The sequence below is a fragment of the Pseudomonas morbosilactucae genome, assembly GCF_023241715.1.
Lineage (GTDB): Bacteria > Pseudomonadota > Gammaproteobacteria > Pseudomonadales > Pseudomonadaceae > Aquipseudomonas > Aquipseudomonas morbosilactucae.
Genome location: NZ_JALQCW010000094.1, coordinates 1 through 13989, shown reverse-complemented (window position 1 = coordinate 13989; position 13989 = coordinate 1). Strand labels below are relative to the sequence as shown.

Here is a 13989-nt window from a genome sequence, read left to right as displayed (position 1 = left end):
TCCACCGTCTTGAAGGCGGCGGTCCAACGTCGAACTGACGGAGCACCAATCACCACCAGCCCTGATACCAGTTGCTCGCCAATCTGCTACTCCTATCCTGCGGTGAAGGGCTCAATCCGTGAGCCACCAGAACCATGTCGCTAAAGCGCATGGTAATGATCTCCTGGCGGAAAAATGCGAGCTCGCTGGCGAGCGCTTCGCCGCATCTTCATCACCGCCGGGTCAAAGCTCGTCGTCTTGCACCAGGCGAAAATAACCGGCCTGCAGGCGCTGGTAGTCCTTGAGGGCCATGCCCTCCAGGTCCTTGGCGCTGATCTCGGCCAGGCTGGCAAACAGGATCAGCTCGCGCTGCTCATCGTCGCCAGCGGCCGCCGCATTGGCCGCACGCACATCGCGTACGGTCGGAGCTCGCAGCGTGACCCTGTCGCAGACCACGCCATTCATCTCCACCGGTTTGCTGAGGCTGACAGCGACGCTATCGCTGCCGAGGATCATCCAGTCCGGGACTTTTTTCAGTGCTTGAGACATCGGAAGTTTTCCTTACAGGCCCAAGGCCGAGCGTTGAGTGGCGAGTTGGTCGACGCCATTGATCACGCGCTTCATGCCCAGCGCATCGATTTCATAGATCAGGCGACCGTCCACTTCGAGCTTGTAGTACGTCAGGGCCACGTTGTGCTTGATCTCGGCCTTGTCGCCGGATTTCCAGTCGCCCATGTCGACTTCCTTGAGCAGCCCGCGCAGGGTCACGATCACCGGGGTGACCTTGCCCTTGAGCCCCTTGAAGGCGCCACGGAACACACCGTTGAAGCCGGTGCTGTCTGCCAGGCCGAAGAGTTTCAGCGACTCACGGCGCACACCGGTGGTGCTGAACGCGGCCTCTTGTTTCTCCATGCCCATGTCCAGTTCTACCGCCACGTCCATGCCGCCGACACGATGCTCCTCGGTCTTGAGGGTCAACTTGGGCAGGGTCAGGCTCGGCACGTCGCCTTGAAAGCTGATGCCATCGACGAACAGGTTCATGTTCGCCAGGGTTTCGGGAATCATTGCCATTGCTACTGCTCCTTAAGCGGTTTGTTCGATGACTTCGGTCAGCCACTGGTTGGTGACCTCGACGCGGAAGTTCGGGTTTTCGGCAGGCGGTACGTCGGTGAAACGAATGTTCCAGTACACCTTGCCCTGCTCCAACTGGCTGGCGGTGTTCAGCTCGGTGTCGGCGTAGACCTCGAAATTGATGATCGCGCCCTGGTTCTTCAGGTCACGCATAAACGCCTGCAGACCTTCGGTCACGTCCTTGACGTAGGTCGCGGTGATGGAGCGGTCGACCGCCCATTTGTGGCCGTAGAGGATCGCGTCCATCACGATGTCCAGGGTCCGCACACGGGTGACAAACGCCCACTTCGGATCGCTCGACAGCGTGCGGTTGCCCCACAGGCGGAAGCCCGCATCACGAATGATGGTGGTGATGTTGGCGTTGTTCAGGAGGTTGGCGCGGCAGGTTTCATCACCGTCCAGGAACTCGATGGAGCGGGTGGTGCCGGTGATGCCGACAAACTCTTTGTTCGACGGCGAGGCCCAGAAGCCGTAATCGTTGTCGGTCCAGGCAAACAGGCCCGCGACCCAGGCCGAGGCCGGCGCATCGACGGTGGCGCTGTCACCGGCGTCCCAGTACTGAACGCCCGGGTCCACCATGAACGCGCGCTTGGCGCCGAAGTTCTTGGCGTACGCCATGGCCGCTTCATCGGTGGTGTTGGGGCCATCGAGAATCGCCAGGCCGCGCAGCTTGTCGGCCAATGCCACCAGCGCGGTGCCGACCGCCAGGGTCGAACTGTGCTTGGGGGTGACCAGCAGACGCGGCTGCGCATTGAAGCGGCTCTTACCGTCCAGCAGCGCCTGCAGACCGGTACGCTTGCCGTCGGCCAGCACGCCGCCGATGATCGCCGAGGTCTGCTGGGCCGCGTCCTCGACCTTCTCCACGCCACAGGCGACGATCACCGCCTTGGCACGTTGATAGATGGCCTGGCAGGCCTTGGTGATCGCCGCATCCGGGCCCCAGGCGGCAATCGCCTCACGCTCGTTGGTGATCAGCAGCAGGTCGTTGAACTTGGCGCTGAAGGTCGGGCCTTCGGTGAAGGTGTCCACCAGGCCAATGATCGAAGACGTCGGCAGCGAAATGGTGCGTGCGCCGGTGTCCACGTTGGTAACGGTAACGCCGTGGAAAAAACCACTCATGGATAAACTCCAGACATGAAAAAGCCCCGGGGTAAGGGGGCTGTGAGGGTGTGGGTGAAGGGGAAAAGAAAACGCCCCGTCGGTGCGGGGCGTTTATTGGGGTGAGTTGGCGAGCCAAGGCGGCGAAGGCGGCCTTTGCTCAGGATTGGGAAATGCCGAGGACTGAGGCCAGTCGCGCAAGGCCTGCATGTGCAGCAACAGCTCTTTGAACTGATCGCCGCTGAGCGTGGGCTGTACCTTGATCTCCAACTGGTCGCGGTGGCGATCACGCAATCGCATACCCAGCACCAACTCGGCGTTACGCCATGTCCGCTCCTGGTCCGCGAGTTCAGCCAAGGTTGGGGGCGGCGGATCTTGGAACGAGATAACGCCCCCCTCACAGACCACGACCTGATGATTCGCACGAGCCGCAATAATCTCGGCCCGCTGCTCATTGCTGACCTCAATAAGGCCGCTGGGCAGATTTTTCCCGTGAATCACGGTGTCAAGAAAACCGCCCGAGGCAGGGTTGTAGTAAATCAATGGATGTTCCCCCTTTAGCGGCCAAGGCCAAAGCCGATGGTATTCGACATGTTTTTAGCGGCGACTGCCGCGTTGTAGATGCCTAGCGTCATGCCCACTTTTGTAGGAATGCTGGCAGTGGGGACCATCCCCACATCACCCACGGTTGCCCCTACAGCGATCCCCCACTGGGCAAGAACCTCAGTTGGGAACATCAGCGGCCAGACAACCGGCCGAGTGGCTGTGCCGCCGGACGCGAGATTGGTTATCGCTCCGGTGCTGACCCATTGCAGAATCCAACCGCCCAGCCAACTCGGCAGCGCGATGTAACCCGTGCTGGCAAAAACTGCAGAGAACCCATGGCGCAGCTTCAGTGACGTTACAAAGCCACTATCGTCAGTACCGGCGTCAACCGCGGATTGAGTGGCGACTTTTGCTGTGCCCTGATTGATCTCAGTGGCCTGGGCAGACAGCGTCGCCAATGTAGCAACGTCGATGTTTCCCTGATTGATCGGCGCACTCCAGGCTTTAATGCACCACATGACGGCCAGGTTGCGGGGACGGGTTTCCGATCCGCCTGTTGGATTCGTCCTCAGGTTTTCGTCTTGGGTGACCCCATCGCCGGTATCTCCGTACGTCCAGGAGTCAAACACATTGCCAACATTTGAGCTGTCTTTGACCGAGTGCGTATGACTCTTGAACTCATCCGCTTGATTGCTACCCAGCACACGACCCGGATCGACTCCGCGCCCATTGTCCCAGCCCCGCAGAAACTCGCCACGCGAATCAGGCAAACGGAAGTTGCCAGCACCTTCGCTGCCCGTGTTGAACGTGCTACCTAGATAGGACGCCAGATCAGGATAGGTGGCGATGCTCAGCACCTGTCCATCCAACTCAAGGTACCCAGCGGGAACGGCGCCCATTGGGAACGGAATAATGGCGCCCACCGGTGTGGCAGACTTCAGCGCAGCCACTTCATTGGCCAACGCCGCCACGTCGATTTGGCCCTGATTGATTGGAGCGTTCCAGGCCTTGATGCACCACATCACAGCCAGGTTTGTGGGCCGAACAGATGAACCTTCCAACGAAAATCTAAGATCAACGTCAGCAGCATTTGCCCCATCCCCCGTATTGAGCCAAGCAGTCTTACTACCATCTTCCGGTACAACTGCACTGAATGGCGCAATAGTTCCCGCACGGTTCGAAAGTCTGCCATCAATACCCATGACAACACCGCCACCAATTTGATAGCTGCCAATCACCCGCCCCGCGTCTACCCCACGCTCATGATCCCAGCCCCGCAGAAACTCACCCCGCGACTCCGGCAAACGGAAGTTCCCTGCGCCCTCTCCCCCCGTATTGAAGGTGGTCCCCAGATACGCCGCCAGATCGGGATAGATGGCAATGCTCTGCACACTGCCATCGATTTCCAGAAAGCCGGACGGCACGCTGCCCTTGGGAAACGCCACCATCGAACCCACTGGCAATGACGAGGACTGAGCCACCAGCGCCTCGATCTCGGCCTTGGTGTAGGTGTCGTTGATGCCATGACCGGCGAGAGTTGTGGGGTTGGTACCGGCGATCACCCGGCCGTATTTGTCGACCGTGACGTTGGCGTAGGAACCGGCGCTGATGCCCGTCCGGCCCACGGCCATTTCAAAAGCCAGGGCCGTGGTGCCGAGGACAATTGGCCCATCGGTGACCAACTGCCAGACGCTGTCGCCGTTGACCGTGCCCTTCTCGATGCTGACAAACAGCCCGGGGGTCACTTCCAGGCTGCTGTCGGCGTCCGTCGCGCGCTTCCAGGCACCGGTCGACGCCACATACAGCCCGTTGTCCTTGGCTTGGGTCTGGTTTTTCACCAGCACCCGGGCATCGACCGGCAGCAGCACACCGTCGACGGTCAACAAGCCGCTCAAGGCGATATTGGCCGTGGTGGCCACCAGCGCCGAGTGTTTGAAGTCCAGTTTGGCCAGGGCTTCGATCACCGCGTTATCGACGTAATCCCGGGTCGCCAGCACCACCGCCGGATCGATTTTCAGCACGATCTGCGCCGTGTTGGACACGATGAAGTTCATGCGGATCACTTGGGTCTTGCCCGTGCCCTGGGCCAGCAAGGGCTTGAAGCTCGGTGCGCAGTTGGCCACCGCCACCATGTCGCCGTCGGCATCGTAGAGCGCGATTTCACGGATCCAGCGACCACCGGCATCGGCAGGAATCACTTGCTCGGTGACCACCACGTTCGGGTTGGCCGGGTCGGTACGCACCTGGTTGACCGGTGCGCGGCGCCATTCGTTGATCAGCCTGGTTTGGCTGCGTAGCGGAATCGGATCGGTGCCATTGGCATCGCCGACCGCCATTTCCGTAAAGGTCCAGGGAAGGCCCAAGGCCGTGGCATTGGCCTGTTTCGCCTCGCCCACGGCCGTGAGAATGGCAAAGAACTGACTGTTTGAATCAATCATAAGTACACGTCCAGGGTGTCAATTTCATCAATGCACATGACCTGGCCATAGCGGCCGGTCACTTCGATATCGCGGGAGCTGGGCGGGTAAACGTCGATCACTTCCCCCTCTCCCACATAGGCGCCAAAGCCGATCACGCCGGTGGTTTCCAGGCTGATGGCCAGGCCGCTCATGTGCCGACTGAGCGGTTTGGCGTCGTCGATCAGCCGGGTCAGCTCCTGGTACATTTCCTCGCTGATGCCGGTGTCCAGCACCCCGACCTTGAGGGCGAAGGTGGCGGGCTCGCCTTCGGGCACCGTCTGCCACCACTCGACCACGTCGATCAGGTAGCCCAGGGGCTCGACTGCCCGGCGCAAGGCACCGATGGTGCCCTTGCGCTCATGGATGAAGAACGAGGCGCGGATGGCGTTGCGCTTGACCGACTCGGCCCAGCGCGGGTCCCAACGGTCCACCGACCAGGCCCAGGCCAGCTGGGGTAACAGATGCACCGGGCAGGTCGTGGGGTTGTAGAGGGTGCGCAGCAGGATGGCGGTGTCGCCGGCGTTCGCGGCCTCAAGGGCGCGCTCCAGCGGCGTGCTGTTGATCGGCAGTAGGCTGGTCATATTAGCCCCCCAGCGTGACGCTGTAGCCGATGCAGTACGCCGCCTGGGCCGGTGTGGGAGCGAGGTCCTGCCAATCCGTCAGCTCAACCCGGGCCACACCGGCGACGTGCAACTGGGCGTCGATGGCCGATCGCGCCACCTCGATGCCGAGCCGTCGTCGCGGGTTGATCCAGGCCGCCAGCTTGCGTTCGGCTTCGGCCTGGGCCGCGTCACTTTCCGGCCCAGGCCCCTTCATGTGCAGCACCGCATTGATGCGATAGGGCAGCACCTGGGCACTCTGTACCGTGACCCGATCCCCCAGCGGCCGCACATCTTCGTCGTTAAGGGCCGCCGCGACATTCGCCAGCAGCTCGGGGCTCGCCGTGCCATCGCCCTCCAGGCTCAGCACCGTGACGGTCACCCGGGCTGGCGACGGACTTTGCGCCTCGGCATCGGCAACCAGGGCCGAGGCGTTACGTGCATGCAGGATGTAACTGTTGCGCGGCCCTGCCGTGGTCAGCCCTTCGTAGGCCAGTTGGATGCGTTCACGCAGGGCGTCGTCCGATTCCTTGGCCTCAGCAACAGGTGGCACCGCCTGCAGGTCCTCGACCTGGATCACCAAACGCTGCAGATTGACGTTGGCCGCCAAGTGATCCAGGTCGGAGCCCTGGGCATGGGCCAACAGCAGCGCCTTGGCCGCGTCATTGACCCGGGCCCGGAGCAGCATGTCCCCGTAGGCGGCCAGCTCCAGCTGTTTGGTGACCGGGTCGCTCTCCAGATTGGCGGTCCAGTTGTCGCCCATGTGCTGACGAAAGGTCGTCAGTTTGCCTTGATACAGCGCCTCGAAATCGAGGCTTTCCAGCACCTGCGGCGCTGGCAATGCCGACAAATCCAGCATGCTCATGCCGTCACCTCCAAAACCGCGTTATTGCCCAGGTACTGACCCGTCAGCTGAAAGCTGATCTGGCCCTCCACCACCGCGACCACCTGCACCCGCTCCAGTTTCAGTCGTGGTTCCCAGCGCAACAGCGCCCGGGCCACATCAGCCTGCACCGCGCTTTTCCAACCGCCGGTCACCGGCAAGTCGACATAGCGGCGCAAGTTGCTGCCGTAATCCGGTCGCATCCGCCGACTGCCAAGGGGGGTGGTCAGGATGTCCTCGATGGACTGCCGCAAATGCTCGATGCCGGACAGCGGCAAGCCGGTACGGCGATCCATTCCAATCATCGTGTTACTCCTGTAGCTGCAGATCCGGGTGTTTGTTCAGATAGTCCCGGGCGATGCTGTCGCCGGTCGGCGCCGACACTCGGCCCTGGACCACCGGCAACGGGCGGCCGTCCGGCAAGATCAGAACGCGAGAGGTGAAGCGGGTGTCGCGAAACACCGCAGCGCCTTTATCTGCCGAGCGGACGACACTTTTTCTAGGGGTGGCCATGCTGTTCTCCGGGTACAAAAAAACCGCACGCGGCGGGTTTATGGGTTGATGTGGGTGGTGATGGCTGTGGCGTCGGCGATGATCCGCAACGCGTCACTGAGGGGCTGCGGTTGAGCCGGGCCCCGGCATCACAGCGGAATGGGTGTGGGTCGAACCGACGTTCACCCCGTTGTGCTTCAAGCTCGAACCGTTGATGAGCACATCACCATTCAAGGTGATGTCCCCGGTCAGGCTAAGCGTGCTGGCCTGGCCAGTGATCGAACTGGGCGTCACCACCCATGAGCTGCCGCCGACCTGAACGGTCACCGTGCCGCTGGGCAGGCTGATGCTGTAACTTTTGGCCTGCCAGTCGTAGACCAGCGAGCCGCCATCATCGAAACGCCAGACCTCGACATGGTCGCGGTTGTCCGGCTGGAGGCCAGCATTGCCGTACAACCCGGGCACAAACGTGCCTTGGGCCGGTTCACCGCTGGGGCTGATCAAGGCGCCCTGCTCGCCGAGGCTCGGCGCTCGCCAGTGACGAGCCTTGCCCGCGGCCTGGCTGTGCCAGCGAACCCAGGCGCTGGTCCAGCCGGCGCCATCGGAAACACGCACAGTGCCCGCCGCCAGATCCACGCCGACCACGCTGCAAGGAATGATCAGCCCGGCGATCATCCGGTCATGGGTCGCAGACACGAAGCTCATTCCATTTGCTCCGGTGACTGGTAACCCGCCTCGTGACCCGGGCTGGCATCGGGGCTGATGGACAACATCAGTGTTCCCGGGGGTTGATCGGGCCACAGCCACTGTTCTTGCCCGAGGTAAATCACCTGCTGCCACTGCACCGTCCACACCGCGCTCTGTAGCGGCTCAGCTGCCGAACTCACCGGTAACGCCCGCACCGCTGTGGCGGCGTCGACAAAGTCGAGATTCCAGTACTGGCAACGCAGCAGGTTGATCAGTTGCGCAGCCAGCGTGGCCGCCTGCAACGGTGCCTGCGGCAGGCTGGCGTCCACCAGCACCCGGGCCTCAACAGTGGCCCGGATGCCGCTACGCCCGTCACCCGGGTCGGTTCCCAAGTCCATGGCGCTGATTGCACAGTAAATGGTGGGGGCAAAAGGGCTATCCAGTGATGCGGGGAATTCCTCGACCGTTTGGACGTGCGGCATCGCCGCCTTGATGGTCGAGAGAATGGCGTCATGCAAGTTCGTCAATTCGCTCATTGTCCGGTTCCAGAATCGTGTCGACACTGCGACGTACAGGGGGCTTGGGCCGACCAGCCTGAGGGGCGGCGGCGGTTGATCGGGGGCTCAGGGCCGATCCGAGTGCGAGTCCCGTGAAGGGGGTTCGCACACGCCGATGCGCTTGGCGGCCCAGCGTTCGTAAAGGCCGATCGCCACATCGGCGCCGGCCATGGCGGTCAGGCAACCAAAGGCGCAGGCGGCCCAGATCGAGACCCCGGCGGCGTACAGCAGCATGATGGCCGAGACGCCGCAGACCACGCAGGCTCCGGAGCGCAAGGCCAGGCGCCGGATCAGCGACCAGCCGCGAGCGCCCTCCTTGTCGGCGCGCCACATTTCGCCGGACACCCCGCCGACCAGCGCCAGCAAGATGACCAGCCAGATCGGCATATCCAGCAACGCTTGTTGCTCGTTTGTCATTCATGTCTCCCGGGCTGAAAAAAGGCCTGCGAACAGGCCGGACAATAGATGTGTGTAACCTGCGCTGCAGAGCGCCTGGCGGGGCAAGCCCCCGCGGCTTCGGTAGGCATTCCAAAAAGCCCGGTCGCCCGGGCTTTTCAGTAATGCGGTCCTCTGATCTTTCGGCGCTACTGGCGCGGTACGGATCCATTCAAATTGTTCCTCCGACCGCGACCCTGTCCGCCGGATAACTGCTTCTGGTGCTTTACGCTGCACACCCGGGTCAGTTGCCAACCCTCTGAACCGTTGAGGCCGGTTCATCGCTGCCTTTGCTTTGCCACTAAAGAGCGGTGTTGCTCGCCGTTGTTGAGCGGCTTGGGACAAAGAATATGCATGGATGCATATACAGTCAATGCACAAATGCATTTATTTATGCATTAGAAATGCACGAACGCATGGAGGCCGCGCGAATCAAGGCTTGAGGGGATTTCGTCAGGGCGAAAAAAAACCCGCTCAGTGGCGGGTTTTGAAGGAAAGGGCAGAATCAGCGGGCGTACATGCCCCACCAGAAGACGTGGCCGAGGATGCTGATCTGCTCTTCCTGGATGTCCTGGAAGCTGTAGTCTTCATCCGGGTGCTCATCACGGTTGAAGCTGCGCAGGCGAATGCCCGTGGGCAGGCGATAGAGCTGCTTCACCCGCAACTGGCCGTTGTGGTTGATGGCATAGAGGTCGCCATCGATGATGTCGCCAATCGCGCACTTGCCCGCATTGACCCCGACTGTGGCGCCATCACGCAGCACCGGCAACATACTGTTGCCGCGCACGGTGACGCACTTGGCCTGATCGAACTGCACACCGTTATGGCGCAGGCTGCGCTTGCCGAACCGCAGGCTGGCGCGCTCGCTCTCCTCGATGACGAATCTTCCTGATCCAGCAGCCAATTCAACCTCGCGAAGAAAGGGAACCGAGACCTCGTCGTCGTCGACGGGGGTGTCGTCATCCCACAGGCTTATGTCCTTGAGTTCGGAATGAACCTCATCGCGGTCCACGGCGCGGGCCGGCGCTACATCGGCGCGTCCACGCAGTTGATCGGTGCTCACCTGGAAGTATTCGGCGATCCGCGAGACGTGTTTGTCCGACGGATCGACGATCTTGCCGCTGAGAATCCGCGAGAGGGTGGATTGAGGCACACCGGTACGACGGTGAAGCTCCGTGGGGGAGATCCCGTGACGATCCAGCAGCTCTCTTAAGACGGTAGAAACGTTGCGTTTTTGCATAATGCGCATATTGCGGGTTATTTTGCCTGAATACAAATGCTGAATTGCATATATAATGCATAACCTGAATACCCACCCACTTCGCGGTGCCTGCGAAGGCCGCCGCCCCCGTGGTAACCTTGCCGCCATCGCAAAAGCCGGGCCTTGAGCCCCTTACGCCTCACCACTTTCAACGAATCCGCCTAAATACCTAATGAGTAAAAATACCTCCGATCTGTCCTCACACACGCCGATGATGCAGCAGTACTGGCGCCTCAAGAACCAGCACCCTGATCAGTTGATGTTCTACCGCATGGGCGACTTCTACGAGATCTTCTATGAAGACGCGAAGAAGGCCGCCAAATTGCTGGACATCACCCTGACGGCGCGCGGACAGTCGGCTGGCCAGGCGATTCCCATGTGCGGGATTCCTTACCACGCGGCCGAAGGCTACCTGGCCAAGCTGGTGAAGCTTGGCGAATCGGTGGTGATCTGTGAGCAAGTGGGCGATCCGGCCACCAGCAAAGGGCCAGTGGAGCGCCAAGTGGTGCGCATCATCACCCCGGGCACAGTGAGTGACGAAGCCCTGCTCGACGAGCGCCGCGACAACCTGATCGCAGCAGTGCTGGGTGACGAACGACTGTTTGGCCTGGCGGTACTGGACATCACCAGCGGCAATTTCAGCGTCCTGGAAATCAAGGGCTGGGAAAACCTGCTGGCCGAGCTGGAGCGTATCAACCCGGTGGAACTGCTGATCCCGGACGACTGGCCACAAGGCCTGCCGGCGGAGAAACGCCGCGGTGTGCGCCGTCGTGCGCCCTGGGATTTTGAACGAGACTCGGCACACAAGAGTCTGTGCCAGCAGTTTTCGACCCAGGACCTCAAGGGTTTTGGCTGCGAAAACCTGACCCTGGCCATCGGCGCCGCCGGTTGCCTGTTGAGCTACGCCAAGGAAACCCAGCGCACCGCCCTGCCCCACTTGCGCAGCCTGCGTCACGAACGCCTGGACGACACCGTGGTTCTCGACGGTGCCAGCCGCCGCAACCTGGAGCTGGACACCAACCTGGCGGGTGGCCGCGACAACACGTTGCAATCGGTGGTCGATCGCTGCCAGACCGCCATGGGCAGCCGTTTGCTGACTCGCTGGCTGAACCGCCCGCTGCGGGATTTGGCGGTCCTTCAGGCACGGCAAACCTCGATCACCTGCCTGCTGGATGGCTATCGCTTCGAAAAGCTGCAGCCCCAGCTCAAGGAAATCGGTGATATCGAGCGGATTCTCGCCCGTATCGGCTTGCGCAACGCCCGTCCTCGGGACTTGGCCCGCCTGCGGGATGCCTTGGCCGCCCTGCCGGAACTGCAAGTGGCCATGACCGAACTGGAAGCCACGCACCTCACCCAACTGGCCGTGACCACCAGCACCTACCCGGAACTGGCCGCGTTGCTGGCCAAGGCGGTGATCGACAATCCTCCGGCGGTGATCCGCGACGGTGGTGTACTAAAGACCGGTTACGACGCCGAGTTGGATGAGCTGCAATCCCTGAGCGAAAACGCCGGGCAGTTCCTCATTGATCTCGAAGCCCGGGAGAAGGCCCGCACCGGCCTGGCCAACCTCAAGGTCGGCTACAACCGTATCCACGGCTACTTTATCGAGCTGCCCAGCAAACAGGCCGAGCAGGCACCAGCGGACTACATCCGGCGCCAGACCCTCAAAGGTGCCGAGCGTTTTATCACTCCAGAGCTGAAGGCCTTTGAAGACAAGGCCCTGTCCGCCAAGAGCCGGGCCTTGGCGCGGGAGAAGATGCTGTACGACGCCCTGCTGGAGGAGATGATCAGCCACTTGGCGCCGCTGCAAGACACCGCCAGCGCCCTCGCCGAGCTGGACGTACTCAGCAACCTGGCAGAACGCGCGCTGAACCTGGACCTGAACTGCCCACGGTTTGTCAGCGAACCCTGCATGCGCATTACCCAGGGTCGTCACCCAGTGGTCGAGCAAGTCTTGACCACGCCCTTCGTCGCCAACGACCTGAGCCTGGATGACAACACCCGCATGCTGGTAATCACCGGCCCGAACATGGGCGGTAAATCGACCTACATGCGGCAAACAGCGCTGATCGTCCTGCTGGCCCATATCGGCAGCTTTGTACCGGCGGCCAGCTGCGAACTGTCCCTGGTCGACCGTATCTTTACCCGGATTGGTTCCAGTGATGACCTGGCCGGCGGCCGTTCGACCTTTATGGTGGAAATGAGCGAAACCGCCAATATCCTGCACAACGCCACCGACCGCAGCCTGGTGCTGATGGACGAAGTGGGTCGCGGAACCAGTACTTTCGATGGCCTGTCCCTGGCCTGGGCTGCGGCAGAACGTCTCGCCCATTTGCGTGCCTATACATTGTTTGCCACCCACTACTTCGAACTGACGGTGCTGCCGGAGAACGAACCGCTGGTAGCCAACGTGCACCTCAACGCCACCGAGCACAACGAACGCATCGTTTTCCTGCACCATGTGCTGCCTGGGCCTGCCAGCCAAAGCTACGGCCTGGCTGTGGCCCAATTGGCCGGGGTTCCCAGCCAGGTGATCCTGCGTGCCCGGGAGCACCTGAGCCGTCTGGAAACCACCAGCCTGCCCCACGAAGCGCCACCTCCAGCAGCAGGCAAACCCTCGGTTCCACAGCAAAGCGATATGTTCGCCAGCTTGCCTCACCCAGTGCTCGATGACCTGGCCAAGCTTGATCTGGATGACATGACGCCACGTCGTGCACTGGAAATGCTCTACACATTAAAGACACGCATCTAACGCAGACGCTTGCAAGCTGTTAGAATCTCGCGCGGTTTGGGATGCTGCGAACTATTAGCCTGGTTCGCAGACTATCGCTCCCAAACCTGGCGACCCCATCCTGAAGGGGCTCCGCTGCCGCCGTCTGAGGAGAGAATTAGAAATGACCTTCGTCGTCACCGACAACTGCATCAAGTGCAAGTACACCGACTGCGTAGAAGTCTGTCCGGTGGACTGCTTTTACGAAGGCCCGAACTTCCTGGTGATTCACCCGGATGAGTGCATTGACTGCGCGCTGTGCGAGCCTGAATGCCCCGCTGTGGCTATCTTCTCCGAGGACGAAGTCCCGGAAGAGATGCAGGAGTTCATTCAGTTGAACGTAGAGCTGGCAGAAATCTGGCCCAACATCACTGAAAAGAAAGAATCTCTGCCGGATGCCGAAGAGTGGGATGGTGTTAAAGGCAAGATCAAAGATCTCGAACGCTGATTACCGCCGCGTTCCCGAAAAGGCCCCTTGCGGGCCTTTTTGCTTTTCCGGAACCGGGACTTTTCTACAGACGAAAAAAGGGGCGGTATGACCCGCCCACATTTTTTCCCTAGTCCCTGTGTTCCTTTTCATCGTCCTGATGAATCGCTTCCTGCGATGTCCTGACCATCATCCTTGATGGCTGTGTCTATCCGTCGACACAGGGTTGATATTAAAGAGTTCCCCGGCGAGAGCAATCGAACGATTGCCCGAAAAATCGGTCTTCCAGGGCGAACAAATAATTTAAATAACTTATAAATCAACAAGTTATAAATTAACGCAGTATGAAATCGACAATCTCAAGTGATAATCAAACCCAAAACTTACGAAAAAGTAAGCGTTGGCTTACATGGAAACCCAGAGTAATCCCAACTACCTCCTATGCAGACACACCTCTTTTCCAAGGCGCAACAAAAAGCCCCGAACCAGTCGGGGCATTTTTTTACTTGCTTGGGTCAGTCAGACGCAGTTATTGAAACAACGACTCACTGGACAGGCCATTTTTTTTCAAGGATCTCACGCTAAGCGCTTGAGCCCTTCAACCTGGATCTGCCGAACCCCGCTCACGGGTCAAGCCGATTTCCAGGCCAACGTCTTCCAGGGTG

15 protein-coding genes and 1 pseudogene are annotated in these 13989 nt (G+C 60.8%); 2 read left to right on the top strand and 14 right to left on the bottom strand.

The window, feature by feature from the left end:
* Positions 1-222: 222 nt before the first annotated feature.
* The 13 genes from M1B34_RS30610 to M1B34_RS30550 form a co-directional block, all read right to left on the bottom strand.
* Positions 223-528: a phage tail assembly protein gene (locus tag M1B34_RS30610; protein ID WP_268267072.1), complete on the bottom strand. Its 306-nt coding sequence runs from the start codon at positions 526-528 to the stop codon at positions 223-225.
* Between the two features lie 12 nt (positions 529-540).
* The gene (locus tag M1B34_RS30605; protein ID WP_123336630.1) at positions 541-1050 is read right to left on the bottom strand and encodes a phage major tail tube protein; all 510 of its coding nucleotides are present in this window, start codon (positions 1048-1050) and stop codon (positions 541-543) included.
* A 12-nt stretch (positions 1051-1062) separates the two neighbouring features.
* Entirely contained in the window at positions 1063-2229 is a 1167-nt protein-coding gene (locus M1B34_RS30600) for a phage tail sheath family protein (protein WP_268267071.1), read from the bottom strand.
* Between the two features lie 93 nt (positions 2230-2322).
* The gene (locus M1B34_RS30595) at positions 2323-2751 is read right to left on the bottom strand and encodes a phage tail protein (RefSeq protein WP_268267070.1); all 429 of its coding nucleotides are present in this window, start codon (positions 2749-2751) and stop codon (positions 2323-2325) included.
* Between the two features lie 14 nt (positions 2752-2765).
* A complete protein-coding gene (locus M1B34_RS30590) occupies positions 2766-5192 on the bottom strand; it encodes a phage tail-collar fiber domain-containing protein (RefSeq protein WP_268267069.1) in 2427 nt (808 codons plus the stop codon).
* Complete coding sequence (locus tag M1B34_RS30585; RefSeq protein WP_268267068.1) at positions 5189-5794, bottom strand: phage tail protein I; 606 nt, start codon at positions 5792-5794, stop codon at positions 5189-5191. The genes M1B34_RS30590 and M1B34_RS30585 overlap by 4 nt, the downstream gene beginning before the upstream one ends.
* A gap of 1 nt (position 5795) precedes the next feature.
* The gene (locus M1B34_RS30580; protein ID WP_268267067.1) at positions 5796-6677 is read right to left on the bottom strand and encodes a baseplate assembly protein; all 882 of its coding nucleotides are present in this window, start codon (positions 6675-6677) and stop codon (positions 5796-5798) included.
* Positions 6674-7000, bottom strand: a complete 327-nt coding sequence (locus M1B34_RS30575; protein WP_268267066.1) for a GPW/gp25 family protein — start codon at positions 6998-7000, stop codon at positions 6674-6676. The genes M1B34_RS30580 and M1B34_RS30575 overlap by 4 nt, the downstream gene beginning before the upstream one ends.
* A gap of 4 nt (positions 7001-7004) precedes the next feature.
* Positions 7005-7208, bottom strand: a complete 204-nt coding sequence (locus tag M1B34_RS30570) for a hypothetical protein (protein WP_123336641.1) — start codon at positions 7206-7208, stop codon at positions 7005-7007.
* 93 nt (positions 7209-7301) lie between these two features.
* Positions 7302-7892: a phage baseplate assembly protein V gene (locus M1B34_RS30565; RefSeq protein WP_268267065.1), complete on the bottom strand. Its 591-nt coding sequence runs from the start codon at positions 7890-7892 to the stop codon at positions 7302-7304.
* Positions 7889-8410 (bottom strand): hypothetical protein, encoded by a 522-nt coding sequence (locus tag M1B34_RS30560; protein ID WP_268267064.1) that lies wholly within the window; start codon positions 8408-8410, stop codon positions 7889-7891. The genes M1B34_RS30565 and M1B34_RS30560 overlap by 4 nt, the downstream gene beginning before the upstream one ends.
* A gap of 87 nt (positions 8411-8497) precedes the next feature.
* Entirely contained in the window at positions 8498-8848 is a 351-nt protein-coding gene (locus M1B34_RS30555; RefSeq protein WP_123336646.1) for a phage holin family protein, read from the bottom strand.
* Between the two features lie 523 nt (positions 8849-9371).
* Positions 9372-10115, bottom strand: coding sequence for an XRE family transcriptional regulator (locus M1B34_RS30550; protein WP_123336647.1), 744 nt, complete (start codon positions 10113-10115; stop codon positions 9372-9374).
* Positions 10116-10299: 184 nt separating this feature from the next.
* Between M1B34_RS30550 and mutS the strand changes: the two genes are divergently transcribed.
* Both mutS and fdxA read left to right on the top strand, forming a co-directional pair.
* Positions 10300-12879, top strand: coding sequence for a DNA mismatch repair protein MutS (gene mutS / locus M1B34_RS30545; RefSeq protein ID WP_268267063.1), 2580 nt, complete (start codon positions 10300-10302; stop codon positions 12877-12879).
* Between the two features lie 142 nt (positions 12880-13021).
* Positions 13022-13345, top strand: coding sequence for a ferredoxin FdxA (gene fdxA, locus M1B34_RS30540; RefSeq protein ID WP_007908827.1), 324 nt, complete (start codon positions 13022-13024; stop codon positions 13343-13345).
* Between the two features lie 508 nt (positions 13346-13853).
* Here the strand turns inward: fdxA and M1B34_RS34230 are convergent.
* Positions 13854-13989, bottom strand: a pseudogene (locus M1B34_RS34230) (sigma factor-like helix-turn-helix DNA-binding protein); the annotation flags it as partial.

Excerpts from the sequence above, each read along its gene's own strand:
- M1B34_RS30610 (WP_268267072.1), bottom strand. The coding sequence starts at position 528 with ATGTCTCAAGCACTGAAAAAAGTCCCGGACTGGATGATCCTCGGCAGC.
- M1B34_RS30605 (WP_123336630.1), bottom strand. The coding sequence starts at position 1,050 with ATGGCAATGATTCCCGAAACCCTGGCGAACATGAACCTGTTCGTCGAT.
- M1B34_RS30600 (WP_268267071.1), bottom strand. The coding sequence starts at position 2,229 with ATGAGTGGTTTTTTCCACGGCGTTACCGTTACCAACGTGGACACCGGC.
- M1B34_RS30590 (WP_268267069.1), bottom strand. The coding sequence starts at position 5,192 with ATGATTGATTCAAACAGTCAGTTCTTTGCCATTCTCACGGCCGTGGGC.
- M1B34_RS30585 (WP_268267068.1), bottom strand. The coding sequence starts at position 5,794 with ATGACCAGCCTACTGCCGATCAACAGCACGCCGCTGGAGCGCGCCCTT.
- M1B34_RS30580 (WP_268267067.1), bottom strand. The coding sequence starts at position 6,677 with ATGAGCATGCTGGATTTGTCGGCATTGCCAGCGCCGCAGGTGCTGGAA.
- M1B34_RS30575 (WP_268267066.1), bottom strand. The coding sequence starts at position 7,000 with ATGATTGGAATGGATCGCCGTACCGGCTTGCCGCTGTCCGGCATCGAG.
- M1B34_RS30570 (WP_123336641.1), bottom strand. The coding sequence starts at position 7,208 with ATGGCCACCCCTAGAAAAAGTGTCGTCCGCTCGGCAGATAAAGGCGCT.
- M1B34_RS30565 (WP_268267065.1), bottom strand. The coding sequence starts at position 7,892 with ATGAGCTTCGTGTCTGCGACCCATGACCGGATGATCGCCGGGCTGATC.
- M1B34_RS30560 (WP_268267064.1), bottom strand. The coding sequence starts at position 8,410 with ATGAGCGAATTGACGAACTTGCATGACGCCATTCTCTCGACCATCAAG.
- M1B34_RS30555 (WP_123336646.1), bottom strand. The coding sequence starts at position 8,848 with ATGACAAACGAGCAACAAGCGTTGCTGGATATGCCGATCTGGCTGGTC.
- M1B34_RS30550 (WP_123336647.1), bottom strand. The coding sequence starts at position 10,115 with ATGCGCATTATGCAAAAACGCAACGTTTCTACCGTCTTAAGAGAGCTG.
- mutS (WP_268267063.1), top strand. The coding sequence starts at position 10,300 with ATGAGTAAAAATACCTCCGATCTGTCCTCACACACGCCGATGATGCAG.
- fdxA (WP_007908827.1), top strand. The coding sequence starts at position 13,022 with ATGACCTTCGTCGTCACCGACAACTGCATCAAGTGCAAGTACACCGAC.